Origin of the sequence: Nocardia sp. NPDC058480, from assembly GCF_042720495.1 — a bacterium.
GTDB lineage: Bacteria > Actinomycetota > Actinomycetes > Mycobacteriales > Mycobacteriaceae > Nocardia.
Genome location: NZ_JBHXMN010000003.1, coordinates 574,473 through 599,628, shown reverse-complemented (window position 1 = coordinate 599,628; position 25,156 = coordinate 574,473). Strand labels below are relative to the sequence as shown.

At 67.9% G+C, this 25,156-nt stretch carries 16 protein-coding genes; 9 read left to right on the top strand and 7 right to left on the bottom strand.

The window, feature by feature from the left end; all coding sequences use genetic code 11:
* Positions 1-13: 13 nt before the first annotated feature.
* On the bottom strand, positions 14-2,926 hold the full coding sequence (locus ACFWO8_RS11555; protein WP_378948062.1) for an IniB N-terminal domain-containing protein: 2,913 nt from the start codon (positions 2,924-2,926) through the stop codon (positions 14-16).
* A gap of 292 nt (positions 2,927-3,218) precedes the next feature.
* On the opposite strand from ACFWO8_RS11555, the gene ACFWO8_RS11550 reads away from it, so the two are divergent.
* The 6 genes from ACFWO8_RS11550 to ACFWO8_RS11525 all read left to right on the top strand — a co-directional run bounded on the left by ACFWO8_RS11550 (position 3,219) and on the right by ACFWO8_RS11525 (position 13,148).
* Positions 3,219-5,042, top strand: coding sequence for an Hsp70 family protein (locus ACFWO8_RS11550; protein WP_378948057.1), 1,824 nt, complete (start codon positions 3,219-3,221; stop codon positions 5,040-5,042).
* Positions 5,035-7,539: a LuxR C-terminal-related transcriptional regulator gene (locus tag ACFWO8_RS11545; RefSeq protein WP_378948054.1), complete on the top strand. Its 2,505-nt coding sequence runs from the start codon at positions 5,035-5,037 to the stop codon at positions 7,537-7,539. Before ACFWO8_RS11550 ends, ACFWO8_RS11545 begins: the two co-directional genes overlap by 8 nt.
* 44 nt (positions 7,540-7,583) lie before the next feature.
* Positions 7,584-8,684 (top strand): hypothetical protein, encoded by a 1,101-nt coding sequence (locus tag ACFWO8_RS11540; protein ID WP_378948050.1) that lies wholly within the window; start codon positions 7,584-7,586, stop codon positions 8,682-8,684.
* Positions 8,685-8,806: 122 nt separating this feature from the next.
* Entirely contained in the window at positions 8,807-10,240 is a 1,434-nt protein-coding gene (locus ACFWO8_RS11535) for an RNA-guided endonuclease TnpB family protein (protein WP_378948047.1), read from the top strand.
* A gap of 132 nt (positions 10,241-10,372) precedes the next feature.
* Entirely contained in the window at positions 10,373-11,734 is a 1,362-nt protein-coding gene (locus tag ACFWO8_RS11530; RefSeq protein WP_378948043.1) for a S1 family peptidase, read from the top strand.
* 91 nt (positions 11,735-11,825) lie between these two features.
* Complete coding sequence (locus tag ACFWO8_RS11525) at positions 11,826-13,148, top strand: S1 family peptidase (protein ID WP_378948040.1); 1,323 nt, start codon at positions 11,826-11,828, stop codon at positions 13,146-13,148.
* Positions 13,149-13,358: 210 nt separating this feature from the next.
* Here ACFWO8_RS11525 and ACFWO8_RS11520 read toward each other — a convergent pair whose 3' ends face one another.
* The 3 genes from ACFWO8_RS11520 to ACFWO8_RS11510 form a co-directional block, all read right to left on the bottom strand.
* Positions 13,359-13,757, bottom strand: coding sequence for a PIN domain nuclease (locus ACFWO8_RS11520; RefSeq protein ID WP_378948037.1), 399 nt, complete (start codon positions 13,755-13,757; stop codon positions 13,359-13,361).
* 11 nt (positions 13,758-13,768) lie between these two features.
* Complete coding sequence (locus ACFWO8_RS11515) at positions 13,769-13,969, bottom strand: type II toxin-antitoxin system VapB family antitoxin (RefSeq protein WP_378948033.1); 201 nt, start codon at positions 13,967-13,969, stop codon at positions 13,769-13,771.
* A 135-nt stretch (positions 13,970-14,104) separates the two neighbouring features.
* Complete coding sequence (locus ACFWO8_RS11510) at positions 14,105-17,290, bottom strand: (Fe-S)-binding protein (protein WP_378948030.1); 3,186 nt, start codon at positions 17,288-17,290, stop codon at positions 14,105-14,107.
* Positions 17,291-17,748: 458 nt separating this feature from the next.
* Here ACFWO8_RS11510 and ACFWO8_RS11505 point away from each other — a divergent pair, with 458 nt between their 5' ends.
* Positions 17,749-18,474: a hypothetical protein gene (locus ACFWO8_RS11505; protein ID WP_378948026.1), complete on the top strand. Its 726-nt coding sequence runs from the start codon at positions 17,749-17,751 to the stop codon at positions 18,472-18,474.
* Positions 18,475-18,554: 80 nt separating this feature from the next.
* On the opposite strand, the gene ACFWO8_RS11500 is transcribed toward ACFWO8_RS11505, so the two are convergent.
* Entirely contained in the window at positions 18,555-19,079 is a 525-nt protein-coding gene (locus ACFWO8_RS11500) for a YdcF family protein (RefSeq protein ID WP_378948023.1), read from the bottom strand.
* A gap of 240 nt (positions 19,080-19,319) precedes the next feature.
* Here ACFWO8_RS11500 and ACFWO8_RS11495 point away from each other — a divergent pair, with 240 nt between their 5' ends.
* A complete protein-coding gene (locus ACFWO8_RS11495) occupies positions 19,320-20,642 on the top strand; it encodes a UDP-glucose dehydrogenase family protein (protein WP_378948020.1) in 1,323 nt (440 codons plus the stop codon).
* Positions 20,643-20,819: 177 nt separating this feature from the next.
* The gene (locus ACFWO8_RS11490) at positions 20,820-22,061 is read left to right on the top strand and encodes an Hsp70 family protein (protein WP_378948016.1); all 1,242 of its coding nucleotides are present in this window, start codon (positions 20,820-20,822) and stop codon (positions 22,059-22,061) included.
* A 107-nt stretch (positions 22,062-22,168) separates the two neighbouring features.
* Here ACFWO8_RS11490 and ACFWO8_RS11485 read toward each other — a convergent pair whose 3' ends face one another.
* Together ACFWO8_RS11485 and ACFWO8_RS11480 are read right to left on the bottom strand one after the other, a co-directional pair.
* Positions 22,169-23,440 carry a YibE/F family protein gene (locus ACFWO8_RS11485; RefSeq protein WP_378948013.1) on the bottom strand — a complete coding sequence of 424 codons (1,272 nt, stop codon included), beginning with the start codon at positions 23,438-23,440 and terminating at the stop codon, positions 22,169-22,171.
* Positions 23,441-23,854: 414 nt separating this feature from the next.
* Entirely contained in the window at positions 23,855-25,099 is a 1,245-nt protein-coding gene (locus tag ACFWO8_RS11480; protein ID WP_378948010.1) for a pyridoxal phosphate-dependent aminotransferase, read from the bottom strand.
* Positions 25,100-25,156 lie beyond the last annotated feature (57 nt).

Below are 25,156 nucleotides of genomic sequence, written 5' to 3'. Positions count from 1 at the left end.
GCGCCCGTTTCGCTCAGTGGAACAGTCCGTCGGTGTGCACGTCGGCACCGGTATCGGTGACGGTACTCGATTCACCGAACAGCGACGCCTCGGTACCGCCGAGACTGGAACCGTGCAGGCCGGAACCGAATGCGCTCGATACGTCGACCGCGGACCAGGTGTCGGCCGCGGTGGTGACCGCGCCCTGCGTGGTCGCGCCGGACGCGTCGGCCTGAGTCGTCGACGTCGCGGTGGTCTGGCCGGTGAGGCCGCCGGTCGCGGCGGTGCTGCCCTGCGCGGAACCATCGAAGGCGGACGCGAGGCCGCCCGCCACCTGGGTACCGCCGGTAGCCGCGCCCGACAGTCCTGCGCCGAGTCCGGTCTCGAGACCGGTTCCGGCTTGGGCACCGCCGGTCAGGTCCGCTCCGGTCGCCGCGGCGCCACTCAACCCTGTCTGCGCACCGCCGACAGCGGAACCCGCGAGTCCGGCGCCGACATCCGCAGCACCGTTCAGACCCACCTGTGCACCACCGGCCGCCGATCCAGTCAGGCCGGCACCGGTCTCGGCGAGCCCGCCCAAACCAGCCTGCGCACCACCGCCCAGACCCGCACCTGTCTCGGCGAACCCGCCCAAACCAGCCTGCGCACCACCGCCCAGACCCGCACCTGTCTCGGCGAACCCGCCCAAACCAGCCTGCGCACCACCAGCCAAACCAACACCCGATTCGACAGCACCGGTCAACCCTGCCTGCGCACCCGAAGTGACCGAGCCCGCGACGTCGGTGCCGAGAGTCGCGGCGGTGCCGAGACCGCCTTGCAGGCCGGTGGTCAGGCCGATGCCCGTCGTGGTGGACACCGCTGACTCCAACCCGGTCGTGACCTGGGCGCCACCACCGCCGGTGACCAGTCCGTCGACACCGAAGCCGGCACCCGACTCGCCGCTCGCCCCACCGGTGAAGCCACCGATCAGACCGGTACCCGCCGACGCGGCACCGCCGAACCCGGTCTCCAGGCCGGTGCCGAAGTCCCCACCCGCGCCGACCACACCATCGAGACCGGTGATCGCCGTGGTGGTCGCGGCAGCACCGAGCCCACCCGCGGCCTGCGCCCCCGCGTTCGCCGCCGCCCCGAGCCCACCGCTGACGCCTGCCCCCAGTCCACCCACCGCGCCGGTCGCACCGCTCAGCCCGGCATCGAGGCCACCGCCGAGCCCAGCAGCGACATCGCCACCAACCCCGACCGCGCCATCCAAGCCACCGGCGACATCGCCCCCCGCATCGACAGCCCCGGTCAACGCACCACCAAGACCAGCACCCGCACCGACCGCACCCGACAACGCACCACCGAGACCAGCACCTGCACCAGCGGCGCCAGACAACGCACCACCGAGACCGGCACCCGCACCGACCGCACCCGACAGCGCACCACTGAGGTCGGCACCCGCACCAGCCGCACCGGTGAGCACACCGCCAAGGCCGACCCCGGCACCAGCCGCACCATCGAGGGCCGCGTCCAATCCGGTTTCGAGATTTGTGCCCGCACCCACCGCGCCATTCAACGCACCATCGAGCCCAGCGCCGACCGCACCACTCAACGCACCATCGAGGCCCGCACCGAGCCCGGCACCCACACCCGTCACGCCATTCAGGGCACCACCGAGCCCAGCACCGAGGTCCGCATCAGCGCCGACCGAACCATCGAGGCCCGCACCGAGCCCGGCGCCCACACCCGTCACGCCGTTCAGGGCACCGCCGAGGCCGGCAGACAGGTCTCCACCCACGCCAACTGCACCGTTCAGGGCACCACCGAGATCGCCACCTGCGTCGACTCCACTGTTCAGCGCACCGCCCAGACCAGCAGCGAGATCGCCATCGAGGGCACCACCGAGGGCGGCAGCAAGATCGCCACCCGCGCCAACCGCACCGTTCAAAGCTCCATCGCCACCCACACCGACCGCGCCATTCAAAGCACCCCCGAGGCCAGCAGCGAGATCGCCACCCGCGCCAACCGCACCATTCAATGCACCACCGAGATCGCCACCGATGCCGACTGCACCATTCAGCGCACCGCCCAGGCCAGCGGCGAGATCGCCATTGAGGGCACCACCGAGGCCGGCTGCAAGATCGCCACCCACGCCAACTGCGCCGTTCAGGGCGCCGCTGAGATCGCCATCCACGCCGACCGCGCCATTCAAAGCACCACCCAAGCCGGCAGCAAGATCGCCACCCGCACCGACCGCACCATTCAGAGCACCACCCAAGCCGGCAGCAAGATCGCCACCGACGCCGACCGCACCATTCAGAGCACCACCCAAGCCGGCAGCAAGATCGCCACCGACGCCGACGGCACCATTCAGAGCACCACCGAGGCCGGCAGCAAGATCGCCACCGACGCCGACCGCACCATTCAGAGCGCCGTTGAGGCCTGCGCCGAGGTTCGCGCCGAGGTCTGCCGCGCTGTCGATCGCGCCGGTCAGGCCGAGGCCTGCGCCGAGGGCGCCGGTCAGACCGGCGGACAGGTCGGCGCCGAGATCGGCGTTCACGTTGGCGCCGGTGACGGCGTTCAGTGCGACGTCGAGGCCTGCCCCGACCTGCGCGGCGGCTTCGGCGACGACCGAGGCTACGGCGCCGAGGCCGACATCGAGGCCGAGGTCGACATCGGCGTCGGCTGCTGCGGCCGCTGTGACGGCGGCGGCGGCTGTCGCGGTGGAGGCGAGGGCCGCGCTGGTGCTCGCCGCAGCGCCGGCAGCCACGATCGCCTGCAGCTGGGAGCCGCCGCTGACCAGTGCGGATTCCGCCACCATCGGGGCGACCGCGGAGATATCCTCCGGGGTAACCACCAGGCCTGCCTCAGCGAGCGCAAGGCAGGGGTTGGCGCAGTAACTTGCCGCGGCCTCCGGGTCGCGCAGCAGATTGAGGATGAACTCCAGAATCGCGTTCGGTGTCATCGAGATCAGCTCCTCCAGATCATGGGCGGTGGTGCCCGATCTGTTTGTCGTTGGAATGTCTTTCACGCTAGGTGGGTCCGTCGTTACAGGTAACGGGGCGAATACCTAGTTCACGCCGGGGTGCCCCATTAGGGGCCCACCGCCGATTAGGGGAATTTCCCCGTACTTGTCCCATCGCAGGTAACAGCTGCTCCCCAGCAACCGACAGATCGGATGGGACGCCCGCCATCGGCGATCTCGCTGTACACAAGCGTTACCGGTCCACCGGAAGTCCTGCGAACGGGGTTGTCACATGACAGAGCGTCTGGCGCTCGGCATCACTGTCGGAGCGGCGAATTCGGTCGCCGTGGCCACGACGGCCGACGGGACCGGAGCCACTGTTCGCGCACACCGCAGCGCGCTGTTGCTCGGCGCCGACGGATCGGTGAGCTTCGCCGACACGACGCGCCATCGTCGCGGAGTGGTCGTCGACGACTACTTGTCCAGAGTCGGCGATCCGGTAGATCTGCTGGCAGAGGACGGTTCCACCCACGACGCGGCCGATTTGGTCGCCGCCGCGACCAGCGCGCTGATAGCCGAACTCGCCGGCACCGCCACCGACGCGCCGACCACCGTCGCGTGCTGCCCGGCATGGTGGCCGGAGCAGACCGTCGAGGCGGCCAGGTCCGCGCTCGCGCGCTCGGGTCTGCCCGAGGTGACGCTGGTACCCGAGCCGCTGGCCGCGGTGCGCCGATACGAGATCGAGCACGGACCACTCGACGACGGCGCGCTGGTCGTATACGACCTCGGCGCCGGTGGATTGACGGTGACCGTCCTGCGTACCGGCGAGCAGGCCGGGCTGCTCGGCGCCCCGGCGCACAGTACCGCGATCGCCGGTTCGGAATTCGACCTGCTGACCATGCGCTACGTGCTGGCAAATGTTCTGGACGGAAACGATATCGATCCATTCGATCCCGTTGTCGAAGACGAATTGTCAGCATTGCGGAAACGCTGCGGAATTGCGAAAGAAGAACTTTCCAGAATTACCGCGACGGCGATTCCGGTCGGCATGCTCAGCCCTTCCGTCCACACCGAACAGGTCCGACTGACCCGGGGCGAACTCGAAGATCTGCTGCGTCCGATCCTGCTCGACTCGATGAGCCTGCTCCAGGACGCGGTGCGCCGCGCCGAACTCACCCTCGGCGATATCAGCCAGGTACTGCTCACCGGTGGCGGTGGCGCGATCCCCCTGGTCGCCGAGCTGATCTCCACCGAATTCGGCCTGCCCGTGATCGCCTGCGCCGACCCGGCGACCTGTGCGGCACACGGCGCGGCCGAGATCGCCCTCGACGTCGCCGCGATCAGCGTGCCCACCGTGGCCATCCCGGTAGTGCGGGTGGCACCGGCGGCAGCGGCCGCGGCACCGGTCGTCGAGGAACTCGCGCTGCCACCGTCCGAGCCCGTCCGGACCAAGATGTTCACGGCCAAACGCTCGGCGATCGTCGCGGCGGCGGCCTTGACCATGGCCGCGCTGGCCACCGGCACCCTCGCTCTCGGTGGCGCCACACAGTTCTCACCCACCGGACCCGCCGCGACCACCGGCGCCCCACCGGTCCCCGGTGTACCCGCGACGACCAGCACGGGCGGCGCGGCCGGAACAGCGAATGCCACGAACTCCGTGGTCACCGACCCCGCCAGGCCAGGCGCGACCAGCACCGCGGCGCCGTCGGGTGCGATCCCGGTCGGCACGACCGACGCGGGGACTCCTGGCGGCACGCCCGAGGCGGGAACTCCGGCATCCGCGGGAGCACCCGCCGCGGGAGCACCCGCCGACGGAACACCGGCGCCCGCAGGCCAGCCAGGTCCCGCCGCGCAGCAACCGCCGCCCGCTGGGCAGGACCCCGCACCCGCCCCAGCCCCAGCGCCGGCTCCGGCTCCTGCCCCCGCACCAGCTCCCGCTCCCGCTCCGGCTCCTGCCCCCGCTCCGGCACCTGCTCCCGCACCAACCCGGCCGCAGGTTCCCACCATCAAGGTCGACCCCGGTGGTCTGCTCGACGGCGTGGGCGGCGCGGTCGACGAGACCCTCGAATCAGGCACGCAACTGCCGGGCCGGGTCCTCGGAGGCAACGGTGGCTGAGATCGCCCACGAGACCTTCCCGCACGCCCGAACCGTTTTCCGCGATCTCGACACCGCCGCCAAGCAGACGGTGCTGCTGTTGATCCGCGGCCGGGCCGGAACCGGGAAATCGTTCCTGCTCAACGCCATTCGCGCACACTTGCGTGGCCGCGGCATACCGGTCGTCGAATCCGCCGACCACGGCGAGAACCGGGTTCCCGACCGGGCAGTGCTCGTCGTCGACAATGTCCACCGCTACAGCGATGCTGAGCTTCACGCACTCTGTACGGCAATCGAAACCGGGCAACGCTCCGTCGTGCTGACCACCCAGCCTCGCCCACACGATCCCCGGCTGCGCGCGCTGGCCGACGCGGTGGCGCGCAACGGCCGCACAGTGGATCTGCGGGCACTGGGTAGTGCCCACATCACCTCGTTCGCCAGGGAACTCGGCGTGGCCGTTTCCCAGCCGCTCGCGTCGCACATCCATCAGCTGACGGCGGGAATTCCCGGCGGTGTCGTCGCGGCACTGGCCGGTGCCCGCGGGGCGACGCTCGAGACCTGCGAGACAGCGGTCAACGAAGCCGTCACCGCCTGGACCAGGTCGCTGCTGGAGTCGATCGAACCCGAACTGCTCGAAACACTGGTCATCGCGGCGACCGGAACCGGTTTGGACGCGACCGAACTCACCGAGGTGCTCGGGGTCGACACCGCCACCGCGCACGAGCTGATCGACCGTGCCAGGGCGGGCGCGCTGGTCACCGATGCCGACCTGCTCCTCTCGCCCGCCGTCGGTCCGCTGCGGACGCTGCTCGGCGATCGCCGCTACGTCGATGTGCAGCGCAGGCTGCTCACCGCGCGCCTCGACGCCGGTCTGCTGCGCGATCGCACGGCACTGATCCTGGCCGAGTCCGGCGTCGTCGACGCCCGGCTCGCCGAGTTCCTCTGCCGCACAGCCGAGAAGTCGGATCAGGCGGCCCGCTGCTACGCGGCCGCGGCCGCGGCGGGCGCCCCGGTGGAGTCGATCGCGGTGCGCTGGGCCGAGGCCGCCGCGCACGCGGGTGACACCGACACCGCGCTCCGCCTGGCCGAACCGCTGCTGACCGCGGACAACATCGCACGCACCGAACTCGTCGCCGCGGTACGAATCTGTGCGGGCGTGCTCACCCGACGAGGCCTGGTGAGCCGTGCGGCCGGACTGTACAACTGGCTCGGACCCGAGCGAATCGGCGCCGACTGGGCGCCCGCGGCCATGGTCCTCACCCTGGCCGGTGAACAGGCCGCCGCCGCGCGCATGTCCGAATCCGCACGGCACTGGCCGCCGACCGAGGCCGACGCGGGCGCCCGGCTGATCGCGGGTGCGCTCGACGAATCGCTCGACCCGCACGGAACCGGCACGGTCACGGCGATCTCCGCGCTGATCCAAGCGGGCAACACCGACAACGTCGATGATCGCTATCTGCCCTGCTCCGCTGTCTCGATCGCCACCCTGCTCTGTCTCGGCAGCGGCGAGCCCCGCCGCGCCGGTGACGCGCTGCGCCGGGCGGCGGGCATGGGCGGTGGCCGCCAGCTTCCGGTACTCACCGCGTGGACCGCGCTGCTCGGCGGCGACGAACGCCGCGCCGCGAGCACCCTCGCCGAAATCGACATCCCCGCCCTCGCGCCACGCGATCAACTCCTCGCCCATGCCCTCACCGTGGGTCTGGCCCGCCGCGGCGGCGATCACGCGGTCCTGGCTCGCGCGTGGCAAGCGGCCTGCCCACTGTTCGACGAACTGGAAGCCGACCTGCTGAGTCTGTTGCCGATCGGCGAACTGTGGCTGGCGGGCGTCCGCCTCCGCGATGTGCGCCCGATCGAGCCGCTCGTCGCCGCGGCAAGGGCGCTGGTGCGCAAGCTGGGCCGCGCGCCGGCCTGGACCAATTCCTTCCACTGGTACGGGGTGCAGGCCGCGCTGGCCGACGAGTCGCCGAGCACGCTGCTGCCGCACGCCCACGCGTTGAAGACGTCAGCAGAAGCGGGTGACCGGCAGGCAGGCGTGCTGGCCGACGCCGGGCGCACCTGGGTGCTCGTGCTGCGCGGGCAGGTGGTGGCGGCCGATGTTCAGGCCGCGGTGTCGGCGCTGGCCGAACTCGGTCTCACCTGGGATGCCGCCCGCCTGGCCAGTGAGGCCGCCCTCGCGGCGGGCGATTCGACGACCGCCACCGCGTTGCTCAAGCTCGCGCGCTCGGTGCGCGCCCAAGCCCAGCCGGTCGAAACGCCGCGGCCGACCACTCAACCGCTGCCGCAGGCACCCGCCGCGCCGCTGACCAGCGAGGCGGGCACGCTCAGCGACCGCGAACGCGAGGTGGCCGAGCTGGTCCTGCTCGGTCTGACCTATCGCGAGATCGGCGCGAGGCTGTACATTTCCGCGAAGACCGTGGAGCATCACGTCGCGCGAATCCGACGTCGACTAGGCGCGCGCTCACGATCGGAATTACTGTCAATGCTGCGCGCGATGGGACACGGCCAATTGCTGGTGTGACTCGCGCGGACGATGTCGACGCCGAAATGAGGGGTGTTCCGCCGATGGCCACTGGGGTCGGCCTGCGTATCGCCGATGACGAATGCATCGCCGCGGTGGTCACCGAGGACGGCACGGTCCAGGTCATCGAGCGTGCTTCGGTCCTGCACATGTCCGACGACGGTGACGCCGCCCTCGGCGGACCCGCGCCCACCGGACACGCCCACTCGATCGCCGGTTTCGTGCGCGCGATCGGTGACCCGGCCGGTGTCGATGTCGACGGCGGCGAGGCCTACCGCGCCGAAGACCTGCTCGCGACGGCCATGTTCTGCCTGATCGATCTCACCACCGAGCACCTCAGCGGTCCCGCCGAGTTCTACGCGACCCACCCCGCGGGCTGGTCGCCCGAGGTCGTGCGTGGCGTGCGCGAGGCACTGGACTATCTGGGATTGAAGTCGGTGGCCCTGCTCGGCGAGGACGAACTGCCCCAGCCCACCGACGGCGCCGATCCGGGCAAGACCTTCGCCAATGCCGCCGCCCAGGCCGCGCTGGTCGCGGTGCTGGCGACCCCGGCGGGCGCGACCCCGCCCGATCCGATCGTCACCGAGAACGCCACGGTCGCCACCGATGTGATGCCCGCGCTGCAGCAGCCCGTGGCGATCGCGCAGGCCTATTCGGCGGCGCTGCCGGTCTCACCCCTGCCGACGAAGGCGATGGCGCCGATCGCACCCGAGCCGATCGCTGAGCCCGCGGTGGTGCCCGCCGCGAAACCCGCCCGCAGTAAAACGCCCTTCCTGATCGCCGCCGCCGCGCTCATCGGCCTGCTGCTCGGCGGTGTCGCGGTCTCGGTGCTGATCCGCGATCCCGAAACAGTCACGCCCCCGACGATTTCCGATGCCCGCCCGGAAACCCTGCCCCCTACTTCCGCACCCGCGCCGCCCCCACCGCCGGTCATCGAACCGACCACGCCCGCGCCGGTCACCACGACCACCGACGAGCCGGAACCGACGACCACCACCGAAGCGCCACCGACGACCACCCCGGAACCGACGACCACCCCGCCGTCGACCACCCCGGCCCCCTCCCCCACCCGCCCTCGGCTGCCCTTCGGGACCTACCCGCCGGGCACTCTCCCCGAGCCCATGAGGATCCCGGGTTACCGCTGAATCCAGCAGCGGGACCGTAACCGCGCCAGCTGGGCGAGCGTGCATTTCAGATACGTTCTCAACGCATTCCGAGGGAGCGCACGCACGAAGCGTGTCGGTGGCCTGTGTCACACTCGTCGACGATGAGCCGTCACACGACTTTCCGGTACTGCCTCGATCCCACGGTCGAGCAGTCCGTCGTGCTCGCCCGGCACGCCGGGGCGGCCAGGTTCGCGTTCAATCAAAGCCTGCATTTCGTGAAGACCGCGCTCACCACACGCAAAAGCTGCCCAGAGTCTCCGGTCCCGTGGACCAGGTTCGATCTGATCAACGCGTTCAACACCTGGAAGAAGACCGAAGCCGCAGGACGGATCTTCGCGGTCAACGCGGCCGGGGTCACCGAAGTGCGAGTGACCGGGCTGGCGTGGCGTACCGAAGTGTGCCAACAAGTCTTCGAGGAAGCCGCCGTCGACTGCGGTCGTGCGCTGACCGCGTTCTCCGACTCTCGGACCGGTAAACGCGCGGGTAGACGGGTCGGGTTTCCCCGATTCAAGAAAAAAGACAAAACTGTTCCGGCGTTCCGGATCCGCAACAAACACACCAAGGCGGGGCGGGCGGCGATTCGAGTCGGTGACCAGGGCACAGTCCGCTCTGTGACGTTGCCCGGGATCGGCGCACTCCGGGTGCGCGACGACACCCGCCGGTTGCGGCGAATGCTCACCAAAGGCCGGGCGAAGATCCTCTCCGCCACCGTCTCCTATCGGGCGCGACGCTGGTGGATCAGCCTGACTGCCGAAGCATCCGATCTACACACAGCTCACCATCACCGGCCCCGCGAACATGGCGATGACGGTGGTTGGGTCGGGATCGACCGCGGGTTGAACGCGTTCGTTGTCGCCGCGAACGCCGACGGTACCGAGGTCGTCCACATCGACACCGCTCCCAAACCACTGGCCGCGGGACTGGATCGGCAACGACAGCTCGCGAAGTCGGTGTGCCGGAAACAGCAAGGATCCCTCAACCATCGGCAGGCGGTCGCCCGGCTGGCCCGCCACCATCACAAGGTCGCGAATATTCGTCGTCATTTCGCTCATCAGGTCGCTAACCAGTTGGTCAAGGCTCACGACCGGCTCGTTGTCGAAGACTTGAACGTGGCGGGGATGCTCGGCAACCGTCGTTTGGCGCGTGCGATCAGCGATGTCGGCTGGGCCGACTTCGCCCGGCTGTTGGTTTACAAGCAGCAATGGCGTGCTGGCGAAGTCGCCGTGGCGGATCGTTGGTATCCGTCGAGTAAACGGTGCTCGGCTTGCGGCACACTCAACCCGACGCTGTCGTTGGCGGATCGCGTGTTTGTATGCGTCTGCGGGTTTCGCGCCGACCGTGACCACAACGCGGCGGTCAACCTCGCACTTTGGCCGACGATCAACCAGAACCTTTCACGATCCCCGGACCCCCGAGCAGGAGGCCGGGTTACCAATGTCCGCCGACGGGAAGGCGCTGACCGACACCTCATGGGTGTCGGTGAAACCGGCCCGGATGACGCGGGAACCGAGGTTCACACCACGCTGGTGGCGTGAACCGACGACGCCCGAGAAGGGCGGTGTCCGGAGACCATCCAGGTTTCCAGACACGCTGTTAGAGTGATGCGCTGACCGACATGATCGCCGCCGGCGGTGTTCTCGGTCACTGGTTGTAGACGAAGGGATTTCATGCGCAAGCTGGTGGCGCGTCGCGCCGCGGTCAAGGCAGCCTCCGCCGGGTTCGCCGCGACTGTTCTACTCGCACCCCTGCTCGGATCCGGTATTGCGTCATCGGAACCTCCTGCGCCACTACAACTTTCCGCTGATGCGCTGCCCGGCGAGCTGGTGACCGCGCTCTCGCGTGATCTCGGGATGACCCCCGCCCAGTACCTCGATCGTGCCGCGCGCGCCCAGCAGCTGCGCGACTACGCGAACGATTTCCGCGCCGCGAACCCCGACACGTTCGCCGGTGCCTGGCTCACGCCGGAGGGCAAGGCCGTCGTCGCCACCACCGATGCCGAGGCGGGCAAGCTCGTCACCGCCGACGGCTACCAGGCCCACCTCGCGCCGATCTCGGCCGGCGGACTGGAAGGCGCGCTGGTGCAACTGAGTCAGTGGATCGCGAGCCTGCCGCCCGCGATCTCCGCGCCGATCAGCTCGATCGCGATCGACGCGCTCAACAGCCAGCTGGTGCTCAACGTGGCCAACACCCCCACCGGCCACATGCTCAACCTGCCGACCCTGATCGCCACCATCAAGGTGGTGCTCTCGCCCGGCGGCGGCGGTCCGGTGGAGTACAAGCCGATGGGCGGCGACACCTACATCACCGCGAAGAAGGACCTGCACGACGCCGACCTGCGTGGCGTCGATGTCTGCTCGTTCGGTTTCAACAGCACCGACGCCGCGGGCAACGCGCTCAATATCTCCGCGGGCCACTGCAATCCGAATATCGACGGCGGCGGCTCTGCCGCGGTCTACGTACCGAACGTGCGCGATATCCCCAACAGTCCCGAGGTCGGCTCGTTCACCCATTCCGTGCTGGGCGGCGCCGCCTCGCTCGACTACTCGGTGATCAAGCTCAACGAGCGCGCGGTGAACGCGGGCATGGACCAGCCGCGGGTGCGCGGCGCCGAAGGCACCACCCTGACGCTCACCGGCACCGCCGAACCCGTCACCGGCGCACCGGTCTGCAAGACCGGCCAGTCCTCCACCTTCACCTGTGGTTTCGTCTCGGCCGACCACGTGGAGACCCAGCTGTTCACCGAGGCGGGCGTCAGCAAGACGATCCGCGGTTTCGCCAGCACCGCCTGCACCCTCGGCGGTGACAGCGGCGGTGCCATCGTCTCCGGCACGCTCGCCCTCGGCATCACCAGCGGCTCGAACGCCTCGGCCGCGCCCAATTGCACCGAAGCCAACACCCAGCTCGCCCCCTACGGCGGCACCGCCTCCCTCGGCATCCCGATCCGGCCCATTCTGGCCGATATCGAGGCGACCTCCGGTGGCGGCGTCGGCAGCGGAATCATGGTGCGCACCAAGCCCAACGCGGGCTGAACGGGGACAAATCACCGACCGGACCGGGTGAGCGAAATCTCTTGCCCGGTCCGAGTAGGCATAAGTCGCTCGAGCCCATATAGTTCGGATCATGCTCCTGCCACGTATGGGTCGTACCCCGTCCGCGCGAAGCTCGAGAAGAGCTCGGAAATCCGTACTCGCCGCTTCGGCGGCGTTTCTGCTGTTCGGCCCCACGATGGCGGTTGCCGATGCGCAGCCCGCACCCGCAGATCTGCCCGCCCAGCTCATCGAGGCGGTCACCCGAGATCTGAAGATCTCCCCCGACGAGTACCTGCGCCGCGCCGATGTCGCGCAGCAGGTTGCCGCGTTCTCCACCACCGCGCAGCGTCAGTTCCCGCAGGTCTTCGCCGGTTCCTGGCTGAACGACCAGGGCAACGCCGTCGTCGCGCTGTCGCATGGCCCCGGCACCGACCAGGCCCGCGAAGCCGCGCAGTCGGCCGGTTTCGAGGTCCGCAACGTCGCCAAGAGCGAGTCCACCCTGCGCGGCGAGAAGACCGCCTTCGAGAACTGGCTCGCCGCCGCACCGCCGGAGATCTCCGCGCTGGTGCGTGGCGTCGTCGTCGACACCGTGAACAACTCGATCGCGGTGCGCGTGCAGCAGGCCGGGCTCCCGCTGCCCAGCTTCATCGACCCCTCCCGCGTCATCGTCACCGCTCCGCCGGTGGCAGGCGAGCGGATCGACCTGTCCGCCACCCCCGTCGCCGGTGACGGCAACGGCGCGCTGGCGGGCGGCGACGGCTACGCCTCCGTGATCGGCCGCAGCTCGCTGCGCTGCTCGCTCGGCTTCAACGGCACCGACCGCGCGGGCAACGTCATCAACATCTCGGCGGGCCACTGCAACCCCGACCTCGAGGCTGCGGGCACCGGCAACGCGGCCGCCGTGTACGAGGTCAACGGCGACCGTGCCGGTGCCCAGCTGGGCACCTTCCAGAAGTCGGTGCTCGGCGAGCAGGACTACTCGATCATCCGGGTCAACGACAACGCGCGCGCCCGCTTCGAGAACAACCTGGTCCGTGTCCCCGGCAACGCCCCCATCGCCGTCGACGGCGTGGCCGTCCCCGTGGTCGGTGCCCCCGTCTGCAAGTCCGGTGCTCGCACCGGCTTCAGCTGCGGCGTGATCAACGGCATCGATCAGACCGTCCAGGTCGGCGACCGCCAGCTCACCCAGAGCTTCTCGGCCAATATCTGCGCCCTCCCCGGCGACTCCGGCGGCGCCATCGTCACCGGCCGCCTTGCCCTCGGCATCTCCAGCGCGTCCTCGGTCGCCGACTTCCCCATCTGCGAGATCCCGAACATCATCGGCGCCATCACCGGCGACACCCCCCAGCTGTTCGCCCAGCCCCTGACCGTCGTCCTCTCGGACAACCCCGGTCTGTCGGTCCGCACCAACTGACTGTCCCGCCTCTCCGCGACTTCAGCGTGTCGTCCGGAGCTCGACCGTGAGCTCTCGGCCCTACGTCACCTGCGCCGCGACTGAGAGGTGGTCGGGAAGTTACCCATGTACTCACGCGATCAGTAGTAGGCAGTAGAGCAGCCACAAAAGGCCGGTAGCGTTCGCGCTACCGGCCTTTTGCTTGTCCGCCACCGGTTGTTCCGGCGCGAATCAACCCGTCGGGAGACGGTGGTGGGGCTGGCCGGTGATCTCAGCGATCGTTTCGTAGTCGCTGTCGACATGCATGATGGTTGCGCCGTGCACTTCCGCTGTCGCAGCAGTGATCAAGTCGGGGATCGGGAGGCGGTGAGCACCGCGTTCGGCGAGGAGGCCCTGCACCGCCAGGGCTCGATCCATCGCCTCCTCGGTAACAGGCAGCCACACCAGCGACTTCTGATGCCCGATCTTCGCGGAATAGTCCGCTAACGAGCGGGCCGAATACCCGACCTCCAGCGCGGTGAGGTGACATGCCGCGACGAGGGTGCCCGGCTTCTTGGTGACAGCATGGAAATCCGCTGCGGCAGCGGGGTCGCGGAGAACCCACTCGATGGCAGATTTGTCCGCCAGCATGAATATGGTCCTCAGCGCCAAGCCCCCTTCATTCCTTCGGGTGAGAGGTCGGTGTCACTGTCGCGGAACTGTTGCAACATGTTCGCGACAGCACGCCGATTCGCGACTTCACGCAGAGCCGCGTTGACGGTAGCCACCTTGGTCTTGGTCCCCAGCTCTTCCGCCGCGAGGTTCAGCGCGTCGTCGTCGATGTCAATCAATGTCCGGGACATAGCCCACCTCCAGATATCAAAACTATCGACTTCATGATATCAAAACCGGCCGTATGGAGGTACGGGTGCCCAGACAAGCAGTGAGGCGCGGGTTCCGGGGAATCCGCGCCTCACTGGTTGTCGGTGTTCAGTTTGTTAGTTCTTGCGACCCGGAGACTTCGCACCGGACTTGAAGCCGAGGCCGCCGGGCTTGGCGGTCGGCGGAGCCACCGAGGTGCCGTTGCCGTTGGTCGGCTCGGCCTGGGCGGCCGACTCCGCCGCGGGCGCTTCCGGCTCAGCCGCGGGTTCCGCCGGGGCTTCGGGTTCCGGTGCCGCGGCAGGTGCCGCAGCGGTGCCGGGAGCCTTCGGGCCGGGGCGCTTGAGGCCGGACTTCATGGCCAGACCCTTCGCGGGCACCGACGGCTTGGATTCGGCGGGAGCCGAGACCTCGGAGGCGACTGGAGCTTCAGCGGGAGCCGCCTCGGGGGCCGGAGCTGCCGCGGGGGCCGATGCTGTCGGAGCCTTGGCACCCGGAGCCTTGGCCTTGCCCTTCATACCGAGGCCCTTGACCGGCGCGGCCGGTGCGGGAGCGGCTTCGGCGGCAGGGGTTTCCGCGACGGGAGCGGCCGGAGCCTTCGCGCCGGGAGCCTTCGCACCACCCTTCATACCGAGCCCGCCACCGGGAGCCTTCGCTCCACCCTTCATACCAAGACCCTTGACCGCGGGAGCGGGAGCTTCGGCAGCGGGGGCAGCTTCAGCCGCAGGCGCCTTGGCACCGGGGGCCTTGGCGCCACCCTTCATACCGAGCCCACCGCCGGGAGCCTTCGCTCCACCCTTCATGCCGAGCCCCTTGGCCGGAGCGGCCGCAGCGGTTTCGGCGGGGGCAGCCTCAGCGCCGGCCTTCGCACCCGGTGCCTTGGCAGCACCCTTCATGCCGAGCCCACCACCGGGAGCCTTCACGGCACCCTTCATACCCAGACCACCACCGGGAGCCTTGGCAGCACCCTTCATGCCAAGACCGCCACCAGCAGGAGCGGCCTTCGGCGCGGCCGCAGCGGCGACCTCGGCCACCGGTTCCGGTTCCGGCTCGGGTTCCGGCTCAGCCTTGGGCTCCTGGATAACAACCAGATTCGCCGACAACTCAGCAGCGTCGATACGAGTGATCGAGTCCAACATCAGCTGCGAAACATCGACAACCTCGACGCCCTCGCCCTGGCCCTGCTCCTGACGGGCGGTCACACCATCGTTGAGCATGACCCGGCAGAACGGGCAACCCGTCGCGATCTTGGTTGGGTTGGTCGACAACGCCTCATCGACCCGATCGACGTTGATGCGCTTGCCGAGCTGCTCTTCCATCCACATCCGAGCACCACCGGCACCACAGCACATGGAACGTTCGCCGTGCCGCGGCATCTCGATCAGATTCGACCCGGAGGCTTCCATCAGCTCACGCGGTGCGTCGTAGACCTTGTTGTGCCTGCCCAGGTAGCACGGATCGTGGTAGGTGATGTTCTGCGAGACCGTGGCGACCGGGACCAGCGCCTTCTGGCGCACGAGCCGGTTCAGCAGCTGGGTGTGGTGCACGACCTCGTAGGTCCCACCGACCTGCGGGTACTCGTTGTTGAGCGTGTTGAAGCAGTGCGCGCAGGTGACGACGATCTTCTTCTTGGACTGCTCGACACCCTCGAACACCGAGTTGATGACCTCGATGTTCTGCAGAGCCAGCTGCTGGAACAGGAACTCGTTACCCGCACGACGAGCCGAGTCACCGGTGCAGGTCTCTTCCGCACCCAACACCATGAACTTGGTCCCCGCGGTCGCGAGGAGCTCCGCGACCGCCTTGGTGGTCTTCTTCGCACGGTCCTCGTAGGCACCGGCACAACCGACCCAGAACAGGTACTCGTACCCGTCGAAGCTGTCGGCGTCTTTACCGAAGACCGGGATGTCGAAATCGACTTCGGAGATCCAGTTCAGGCGGTCCTTGGAGTTCTGACCCCACGGGTTGCCCTTGTTCTCCAGGTTCTTGAACAGACCGGCCAGCTCGGAGGGGAACTCCGACTCGATCAGCACCTGGTAGCGGCGCATATCGATGATGTGGTCGACATGCTCGATATCGACCGGGCACTGCTCGACACACGCACCACAGGTCGTGCAGCTCCACAGCACCTCGGGGTCGATGATGCCGTGGACATCCTCGCCACCGACCAACGGACGATCGGCCTCGGCACGGGCGGCCTCGGGAATCTTGGCCAGCGCGGCCTCATCGGGCTTGCCATCTGCGTCGACCAGGCCGATCTCGTCGCCACCGGCGTCCTTGCGGCCACCGGCCAGCAGGTACGGGGCAGCGGCGTAACCGTGGTCGCGCAGCGACATGATCAGCAGCTTCGGCGACAGCGGCTTACCGGTGTTCCAGGCGGGGCACTGCGACTGGCAGCGACCGCACTCGGTGCAGGTGGTGAAGTCGAGCCAGCCCTTCCAGGAGAAGTCCTCCATGCGGCCGGCACCAAGGGTGTCGACCTCGGGGTCGACGTTCTCCATGTCGAGAACCTTGCCGTTGGAGATCATCGGCGCGGCCGCGCCGAGGGCGACGCTGCCGTCGGCCTCGCGCTTGAAGTAGATGTTGAAGAAGGCCGAGAAGCGGTGCCAGGCCACGCCCCAGGTGATGTTGCGGCCGACCAGGTACAGGAAGGCCATGCCCGACATCAGCTTGATGAACGCGAAGATCGACACCATGGTCGGGCTCGCGGGCAGCAGCTTCGCGATCTGCATGGTGAAGAAGTCGGTGGAGGCGTGCCCGTTCCCGTAGGTGGCGATCTTGCCCGCCTTGACGAAGATCATGCCGAGGCCCTCCATCAAGACGATCGTCTCGATGACATAGGCGGGCGCCATCTTGGAGCCGGTGAAACGCGACAGGCGCGCGGGAATCCGCGGGTGGTTCAGCTGACGGATGATGATCAGCGCGCCGATGCCGACCACGGTGCCGATGCCGAGGATCTCGTCGGTCAGGTGGTAGATCGCCCAGTTGCCGATGATCGGCCAGTGGAACGAGCCGTCGAAGGTCTGGCCGTAGGCCTCGAACCACAGGATCGCGCCGAGGATGAAGCCGGTCATGACCAGCCAGTGCGCCCAGCCGACGGTGCGGAACTTGTTCATCCGCGTATGGGCCGCGACCTCGATGAACATGTTCTTGAACCGCGGGAAGAACGGTCGCCAACGATCGGGAGCTGACTGGCCGATGGTGATGGCCTTGCCGATGTTCCATGCGCCGCCGATAAACGACGCCCAACAGAACAGGCTGAGCACAGCTCCAATCGTGCCCAACGTGATTGTCAGGGCATTCATGTCGCGACCTTTCTTTCGAGGCAACACGAGGGTCTGAGCGAGGAGACCTCACCCGATTGCTCGTATCGTAACCGCCACTAAGTTACCGGCCAGTAACTACAGCTGTCCACCGTAGGATCGGCTTTTGCGCTCTGACCTTGTTTACTGGGATTTGACCTGTGGTTTGCCTGTGAGCAATCTCACAAAATTGTTTGCTAGGGGGTTCCCGTAACACCTGCTGAACACCGTAAACCGTGCGTGAACTGCGGTGAAGCTAAGGTCAGGCTTACTAACTCCGCCGAAATTCCTTCTGGTCTCAGGGGATTCGGTCCATTAGGCTCCAGCTGTTCTGCATGCTGTGCCGGTCTACACACTGCTCGGGGAGAAGTGGGAGACATCTCATACGGATGCCCTGCTTGACGAGATCTCGCGTGTCGCTCGATCGCACGCCGCACCACACCTGATGGATTGGAACCTGAATGAACTTCCGTAGGACCACTGCGGCTGCCGCGCTGGTTATCGGGGCGATGACCGTTGCCATGGGCACTGCTCATGCCGAAGAGGCACCGCAGGACATCAAGTACTCGGTCAAGCTGGTCGACAAGACCGTCGTCGCCACCGTGAAGAACGGCACCTTCTCGATCGTCGAGCAGGATGGCGAGACCCCCGAGGCGCCCAAGACCAAGATCGCCGAGATCAAGGACACCAGCGGCGCGGTCGTGATCGCCCTGCCGATCGCCTTCTCGATCGGTGGCGCGGAGATCCCGACCAAGACCGAGGTCGTCAAGGACTCCACTGTTCTGGAGCTCACTCCGGAGCGGCCGGCCGGCGTGGCCATCGGCCAGCAGGTCGTCAGCCCGAAGCCGGTCCTGAAGGACATCGCGTCGGCGCAGGAGAACCAGAAGGCGATCAACGACTTCTCCAGCAAGTTCAGCATCGGCACCGCCATCGGCACGTTCGTCGGCACCGCCGTCGGCGCGCTGATCGGCTGCGTCGTCACCATCCCCGTCGGTTGCATCCCCGGTCTGACCGTCGGTGCCGCTGTCGGTGGAATCGTTGGCATGATCGCCATCGGTGGTCCGACCATGGCCGTCACCGGCTGGGAGCTGCTGCAGGTGCTGCAGGCTCCGGACGGCACCACGGTGTGGGCCGACAAGCCGAAGGCCGTCGCGGCTCCGGCTCCTGAGGTCGCTCCGGCCAACTGATAGGGCTTACGCCCCAACAGTTTTCCCGCTAAGGCCCCGCTCCTGTTCGGAGCGGGGCCTTACGCGTTCGGCGATCCCCCTCAGCAATCGGCGAACCAGGCCTTCACGTACCCCGCCGACTGATATACGTAGTCCCACGCCCAGCGGGCGGGCGAGAGGTGTGGTTCGGGGTCGACGAACAGCAGCTCCCCGTCCCAGCATTTCCCGAGGATGTAGCGGGCGCGGGAGATGTGCGGGGTGAAGGTGACCACGATGACGCGGTCCCAGCCGGCACCGAGCCGTGCCAGTTCGCGGCCTTCGCCGAGGGTCGTGCGTGGGTCGGGGTCGAAACAGATGACCTCGAAGCTGTAACCCCCGTGGCAGATTCGATTCACCATCGGGCTGCGGTCGTAGGGGTTGGAGACCAGGACGCGGGGCGCGTACCCCTGCGCGGCCAGCCGCAGACCGAGTTGTTCGCGGCCGTCGTGCGCCCCACCGAGGACGAGAATCGCGTCGGCCATCCGCGGGTCATCCGTGCGCGGCCGCACATACACCGGCCACAGCGCGACCACCGCGATCAACACCACGACCAGCGATCCACCCGTGGCGAACAGGATCCGGCGCATCAGCAAATGCTAGTGAACCGGCATCGACCACGGTCTCGCCCACCGCACCCGGACCTCCCACTACCCGAACAGTGCAGGCCGACGATCCGAACCGTGCACTGTCCGCCACACGCATCACCGCAGGTAGAACACCTGAGCGCCAACCACCCCATCGCGCGTTTCCCCCTGTACACCAGATGTTGCGCCCCCTCTTGCCTCGCTGACGCGGCGTAGCCACGCGCGCCGCTTACCAACAGAACTATGCGATGCACAGTCTTCGGAACGGGGTACCTCGGAGCCACGCATGCAGCGTGTATGGCCGAGTTGGGACACGACGTGGTCGGGGTGGACGTCGATCCCGGCAAGGTGGCCAAGTTGGCCGATGGTGTGGTGCCGTTCTTCGAGCCGGGACTCGAGGAGGTCCTGCAACGCAACCTCGCTGCCGGCCGCCTCCGGTTCACCACCGACTACTCCGATGCCGCGGCCCACGCCGACGTCCACTTCCTCGGTGTCGGAACACCGCAGAAGAAGGGCGAGTACAGCGCCGATCTGAAATACGTTCACGCGGTGGTGGATACGCTCGCCCCGATGCTGGAACGCCCGGCGATGATCGTCGGCAAGTCCACAGTGCCGGTGGGAACCGCCGCCGCCCTTGGTATTCGGGCCCGCGAGCAAGCGAATGTCGAGGTCGAGGTCGCCTGGAACCCTGAGTTCCTGCGCGAGGGTTTCGCGGTTCAGGACACCCTGCGTCCCGACCGCCTCGTCCTCGGTCTCGACCACGACCGCGAACGTTCGGCGTGGGTGGAACAGCACATCCGCGAGATCTACGCCGACCTCATCGCCGCCGAGATCCCCTTCCTGCTCACCGACCTGGCCACCGCCGAATTGGTGAAGGTCTCGGCGAATGCCTTTCTGGCGACGAAGATCTCGTTCATCAACGCCGTCTCGGAGGTCTGTGAGGCCACCGGCGCCGATGTCACCATGCTGGCCGACGCGCTCGGCTACGACGCCCGCATCGGCCGCCGATTCCTCAATGCCGGACTGGGTTTCGGCGGCGGCTGCTTACCCAAGGACATCCGCGCCTTCATGGCACGCTCGGGCGAACTCGGCGCCGATCACGCCGTCGCGTTCCTGCGCGAGGTCGACAACATCAATATGCGCCGCCGCACCAAGGTCGTCGACATGGCCACCCGCGCCTGCGGCGGTTCCCTGCTCGGCGCGAATGTGGCCGTCCTCGGCGCGGCCTTCAAGCCCGAATCCGATGATGTGCGCGATTCGCCTGCCCTGAATGTGGCGGGCATGATCCAGCTGCACGGCGCCGTCGTCACCGTGTACGACCCCAAAGCGGTGGAGAACTCGCGCCGCGTGTTCCCCACGTTGAACTACGCCACCTCGGTCTCGGAGGCCTGTGATCGCGCCGATGTGGTGCTGGTACTTACCGAATGGAACGAATTCACCGCTTTGACTCCGGCCGACCTGGACCCGGTGGTACGTTCCCGTTCGATCATCGACGGTCGCAACTGCTTGGACAGCGCGGCCTGGCGTCAAGCCGGGTGGGTGTACGCCGGACTCGGTACCCCGTAGAGTAGCGAGCCAAGCGGGGGCTGGGCGAATTTCGTGCAGCACGGACGAGATGGGCAGTGGATGAGTTCGGTTCTGGGAGTATCGGTGGGGGCCGGGACGGTTCGCCTCGCGCGTCCGCAGCACGGTGGCCCGCACGATTCCGTCCCACCGTATTCATTCGAGCTGCAATCCATCTCGATGCCCGAACAGCGGGCCGAGGAGTCCGCCGCCGACGCGATCGCCGCCACGCTGGCCGCATCGCCGGAGGTCGTCGCCACCACCGTCACCTTCCGCAGTGAGCCGCAGGCCAGGGCGGTCCGCGCCGCGATGGCACGGCGCCAGCTCACCAACTACCAGCTCGTTCCCGAAGCCGTTGCCGCCGTGCACTTCGCCCACGCCACCAGCGATATGCGCGAAGTATCCACGCTGGCCGTGTACGACCTGGGCAGTTCGGGTCTCACAGTGAGCGTGATCAACGCCCGCACCAGCGATGTGTACCAGTGCGAGCGGATCAGCGACATCAGCGGCGACTACCTGGATTCGCTGATCAGGGAGCAGCAGATCGCCTCGGGCCGGATCGCGCATCCGGCCGACCCGGCGGGCCTGGCCGCCCTCGACGCGCTGTGCCGGGCCGCCAAGGAGCAGCTGTCCAACAGCAACGCGGTGGCGTTACCCAGCGAGCAGGGTCTGGTCCTGCTCACGCAGGAGAACTTCGAAGCGCTGATGATGCTGGCGATCGAATCGTCGGCCCGGATGACCCGCGATGTCATCATCCGCGCGCAGCATCCGGTGCAGGCGGTCATGGTTCTCGGTGGTGGCGCCCGGATTCCGTTGATCGCGCGCGTGCTCGAGCGCACGATCGGCGTGCCGGTGATCGTGCCCGCCGAGCCGGAGACCGCGCTGGCCCGCGGTGCCGCGCTGCTCGCCCGGCCCGCCCAGGTCCAGCAGGCACCCGTCGCCCCGGTGCCGATCCCGATGGGCGAACACGACGACCCGACGCCCGCGTGGCTGACCGCGCCCACCCGCGGCCGCCGCCCGCTCAGCGCACTCACCAACCGCGCTCATTCCCGCCGCGAGCTGAACGTGGCGGTGCTGACGGTGAGTTCGCTGGTGGTCGTCGCGGCGATCGGCCTCGGCCTCGGCTACGGCCCCGAAGTGCTGGAGCGTGGTTCGTCGACGGACGGTTCGCAGGCCGTCCCCGCGTCCACTCCGCCGCGCCCCAGCGCCGTCGGCCCGACGACGGCTCCGGTCGCGACCACCGAGGCCCAACACGAAACCGTCGCCGCCCCACCGGCCAATCCGCGCCAAGCGGAGGTAACCACCACCGCGCCGCCCGCCCAGGGCCCCAACACCTTCACCGTGGTCCCCGGCCTGCCCCCGGTCGTACTGCCCACCCTGCCCCCGGTTGTCCTGCCCGGGTTCCCACCCGCCGGTCAGTAACCGCTCGATTCGAAGGCCTGCCGAGTTCCGGGCGCGGCCCGTGGCCTGCCCCAGTTCCCGGCGCGGTATGCCGAACTGAATTCCGGGTGCCGGTCCGACGCTCGGATTCAGTTCCGGGCGTGCCTGGCCCGCGCGGGCGCCACCGCTGCCTGCTTCGACCCGAACGGCCGGGCCAGCATCACCGCGATCGCCGTCGTCAACGGCACCGACAACGCCAGCGCGATACCACCCACCGCCGATCGGGTGATCTCGATGGCCACCGCGTCCCCGGTCAGCACATCGGTGATCGACCGCCCCGCCACGCTGAACAGCAGCAGCAGTGGCAGCGCCCCACCCGCATAGGCGAGCACGAGCGTGTAGACGGTACTGGCGATGTGGTCGCGCCCGACCCGCATGGCCGCGGTGAAGATCTCCCGCCGCGTCGCGCCTTCGTCGAGCGCGGCTAGTTCGAAGGCCGCCGAGGCCTGCGTGATGGTCACATCGTTGAGCACACCGAGCGAGCCGATGATGAACCCCGCCAGCAGCAACCCGGTGATGCTCACGTGCTGAATGTAGGTCGCCACGTTGGTGTTCTGTTCCTCGGACAACCCCGTGAGGTGCGTGACCTCGATCGCCAGCCACGACAGCACCGCCGCCACCACCATCGACGCGAGCGTCCCCAGCAACGCCGAACTGGTCCGCAGATTCACCCCGTGCGCGAGGTAGAGCACCACGTAGAGAATCAGCGCCCCCGACACCAGCGCGACCGGAATCGCCGACTTCCCGTCGAGCAGCGCGGGCAACAGGAACATCACCACCACACCGAACGCGAAACACAACCCGACGAGCGCCCGGAATCCCCGCCACCGCGCGACCACACAGATCACCACGACGAACGCGAGCACGATCAGGGCCAACGGCAGCCCGCGCGAGTAGTCCTCGAAGCCGTACATGGTGACGCCCGCCGGATCCGCGGCCCGCACCACCCGAATGTCGTCGCCCGCCCGCAGATCGGGCTGCCCCGGCCCCGGCGCGATCTCGAACAACGTCTTCTGGCCCTCGTCGGGTCCCGACCTGAGCTCGATGATGCTGCGCTGACACGTGTAGGAGGCGGTCCGCGGCGGTTGCGGCGTGTCCGCGAACACCTTCCCGTTCGACGGACTCCCACAGGGACCGATGTCCTGCATCACAACGGTTCCGGCCTCGGTCTGCACCGCCTCACCGGACATGGTCTGCATCGGCAACGGAATCTCGACGTGCTGCGCGCTCGGCCACAAAATCACCGTCGCGACCAACACCACCGCCCCGATGATCGCCAACAACCCGACTACAACCTTCGCCGCAGTGTCACTGATGGCAATCGGCCCAGAATGGTCGTGATGGTGATGATGCTCGCTCACGGCCGAAGCTTAACGGATCTCGTTTTCAAGAACACCCCACACGCCCCGCCTCTCCGCGAATGGCGTACACAAAAAACTCCCCGGGTCTAGGTCTGACCTAGACCCGGGGAGGCGGGTTTGTGGGCGGCGGAGAGCAGGGGGGTGTCTCCGCCGCCGGAGGCAGGCGCCCAGGGGGGTAGGCGCGCGTACCTAAGGCTCTCGGTTGTCCAGGGGGGGTAGACAACCGGGCCAGGGCGCCGAAGCGCCGAGGTCTACTGTACACAAAAGATGGACATTTGCACTAGTAGATCTTCAAAACATCCAACATTCCGAACTCGCAGTCTGTTTATACGGGGGATACCAGGAACCCCATCCTGCCTACAACCCCGGAAACTCACTGGTCAAAGCCGTGACAAGTGAGTATCACCTGTAACCCTACTGCCGGTAGCTGGCCAGAAAATTGCCGAATCGCTCGATCGCCACGGCCAGATCGCGCGCCCACGGCAGGGTCACGATCCGCAGATGGTCGTTCGCGGGCCAGTTGAAGCCGGTCCCCTGCACCATCAGGATCTTCTCCTGCAACAGCAGATCGAGCACGAGCTTTCCGTCGTCGTGAATCTCGTGCACATTCGGATCGAGCCGAGGGAACGCGTACAGCGCGCCACGCGGCTTCACACACGACACACCCGGGATCATGTTGAGCCGCTCCCACGCCACATCGCGCTGCTCGAGCAGCCGCCCACCGGGCAGGATCAGATCCTCGATGCTCTGATGTCCGCCGAGCGCCACCTGGATGGCGTGCTGAGCGGGCACGTTCGGGCACAGTCGCGAGGACGCGAGCAGATCGATGCCCTCGAGGAAACCGGCCGCGTGCTCCTTGGGCCCGGTGATCGCGAGCCAGCCCGAGCGGTAACCGGCCACCCGATACGCCTTCGAGAGCCCGTTGAACGTCAGGCACAGCAGGTCGGGGGCGAGCGAGGCCAGCGAGATGTGCTTGGCGTCGTCGTAGAGGATCTTGTCGTAGATCTCGTCGGCCAGCAGCAGCAGCCGGTGCTTGCGCGCCAGGTCGACGATCTGCTGCAACACCTCCGCCGAGTACACCGCACCCGTCGGATTGTTCGGGTTGATCACCAGCAGGGCCTTGGTCTTGTCGGTGATCTTCGATTCGATATCGGCGATATCGGGCTGCCAGCCGTTCTCCTCGTCGCACAGGTAGTGCACCGGAGTACCGCCGGCCAGGCTGGTCATGGCCGTCCACAGCGGGTAGTCGGGCGCCGGGATCAGCACCTCGTCGCCATTGTCGAGCAGGGCCTGCATGGTGACGGTGATCAGCTCGGACACCCCGTTGCCGAGGTAGACGTCGTCCACATCGAGCTCAGGGAAGCCGGGCACCAGCTCGTAGCGGGTCACGATCGCGCGCCGCGCCGACAGGATGCCCTTGGACTCGGAGTACCCCTGGGCATACGGCAGGGCGGCGATGATGTCGCGCATGATCACATCGGGCGCCTCGAAGCCGAAGGGGGCCGGGTTGCCGATGTTGAGCTTGAGAATGCGGTGGCCCTCGGCCTCCAGGCGTGCTGCCTGTGCATGAACCGGCCCACGGATCTCGTAGACCACGTTCTGCAGTTTCGTCGACTGCTCGAGAACGCGCGGGGGCACATGCGAATGCTGGCTACTCACCCGTCTAGTTTGCACCAGCCATCAAGCGGATTTGATGACCCGTCTCCCCTGGACGCC

Coding starts and splice junctions, on each gene's coding strand:
- ACFWO8_RS11555 (WP_378948062.1), bottom strand. CDS start 2,926: ATGACACCGAACGCGATTCTGGAGTTCATCCTCAATCTGCTGCGCGAC.
- ACFWO8_RS11550 (WP_378948057.1), top strand. CDS start 3,219: ATGACAGAGCGTCTGGCGCTCGGCATCACTGTCGGAGCGGCGAATTCG.
- ACFWO8_RS11540 (WP_378948050.1), top strand. CDS start 7,584: ATGGCCACTGGGGTCGGCCTGCGTATCGCCGATGACGAATGCATCGCC.
- ACFWO8_RS11535 (WP_378948047.1), top strand. CDS start 8,807: ATGAGCCGTCACACGACTTTCCGGTACTGCCTCGATCCCACGGTCGAG.
- ACFWO8_RS11530 (WP_378948043.1), top strand. CDS start 10,373: ATGCGCAAGCTGGTGGCGCGTCGCGCCGCGGTCAAGGCAGCCTCCGCC.
- ACFWO8_RS11525 (WP_378948040.1), top strand. CDS start 11,826: ATGCTCCTGCCACGTATGGGTCGTACCCCGTCCGCGCGAAGCTCGAGA.
- ACFWO8_RS11520 (WP_378948037.1), bottom strand. CDS start 13,757: ATGCTGGCGGACAAATCTGCCATCGAGTGGGTTCTCCGCGACCCCGCT.
- ACFWO8_RS11515 (WP_378948033.1), bottom strand. CDS start 13,969: ATGTCCCGGACATTGATTGACATCGACGACGACGCGCTGAACCTCGCG.
- ACFWO8_RS11510 (WP_378948030.1), bottom strand. CDS start 17,290: ATGAATGCCCTGACAATCACGTTGGGCACGATTGGAGCTGTGCTCAGC.
- ACFWO8_RS11505 (WP_378948026.1), top strand. CDS start 17,749: ATGAACTTCCGTAGGACCACTGCGGCTGCCGCGCTGGTTATCGGGGCG.
- ACFWO8_RS11500 (WP_378948023.1), bottom strand. CDS start 19,079: ATGCGCCGGATCCTGTTCGCCACGGGTGGATCGCTGGTCGTGGTGTTG.
- ACFWO8_RS11495 (WP_378948020.1), top strand. CDS start 19,320: ATGCGATGCACAGTCTTCGGAACGGGGTACCTCGGAGCCACGCATGCA.
- ACFWO8_RS11490 (WP_378948016.1), top strand. CDS start 20,820: ATGCCCGAACAGCGGGCCGAGGAGTCCGCCGCCGACGCGATCGCCGCC.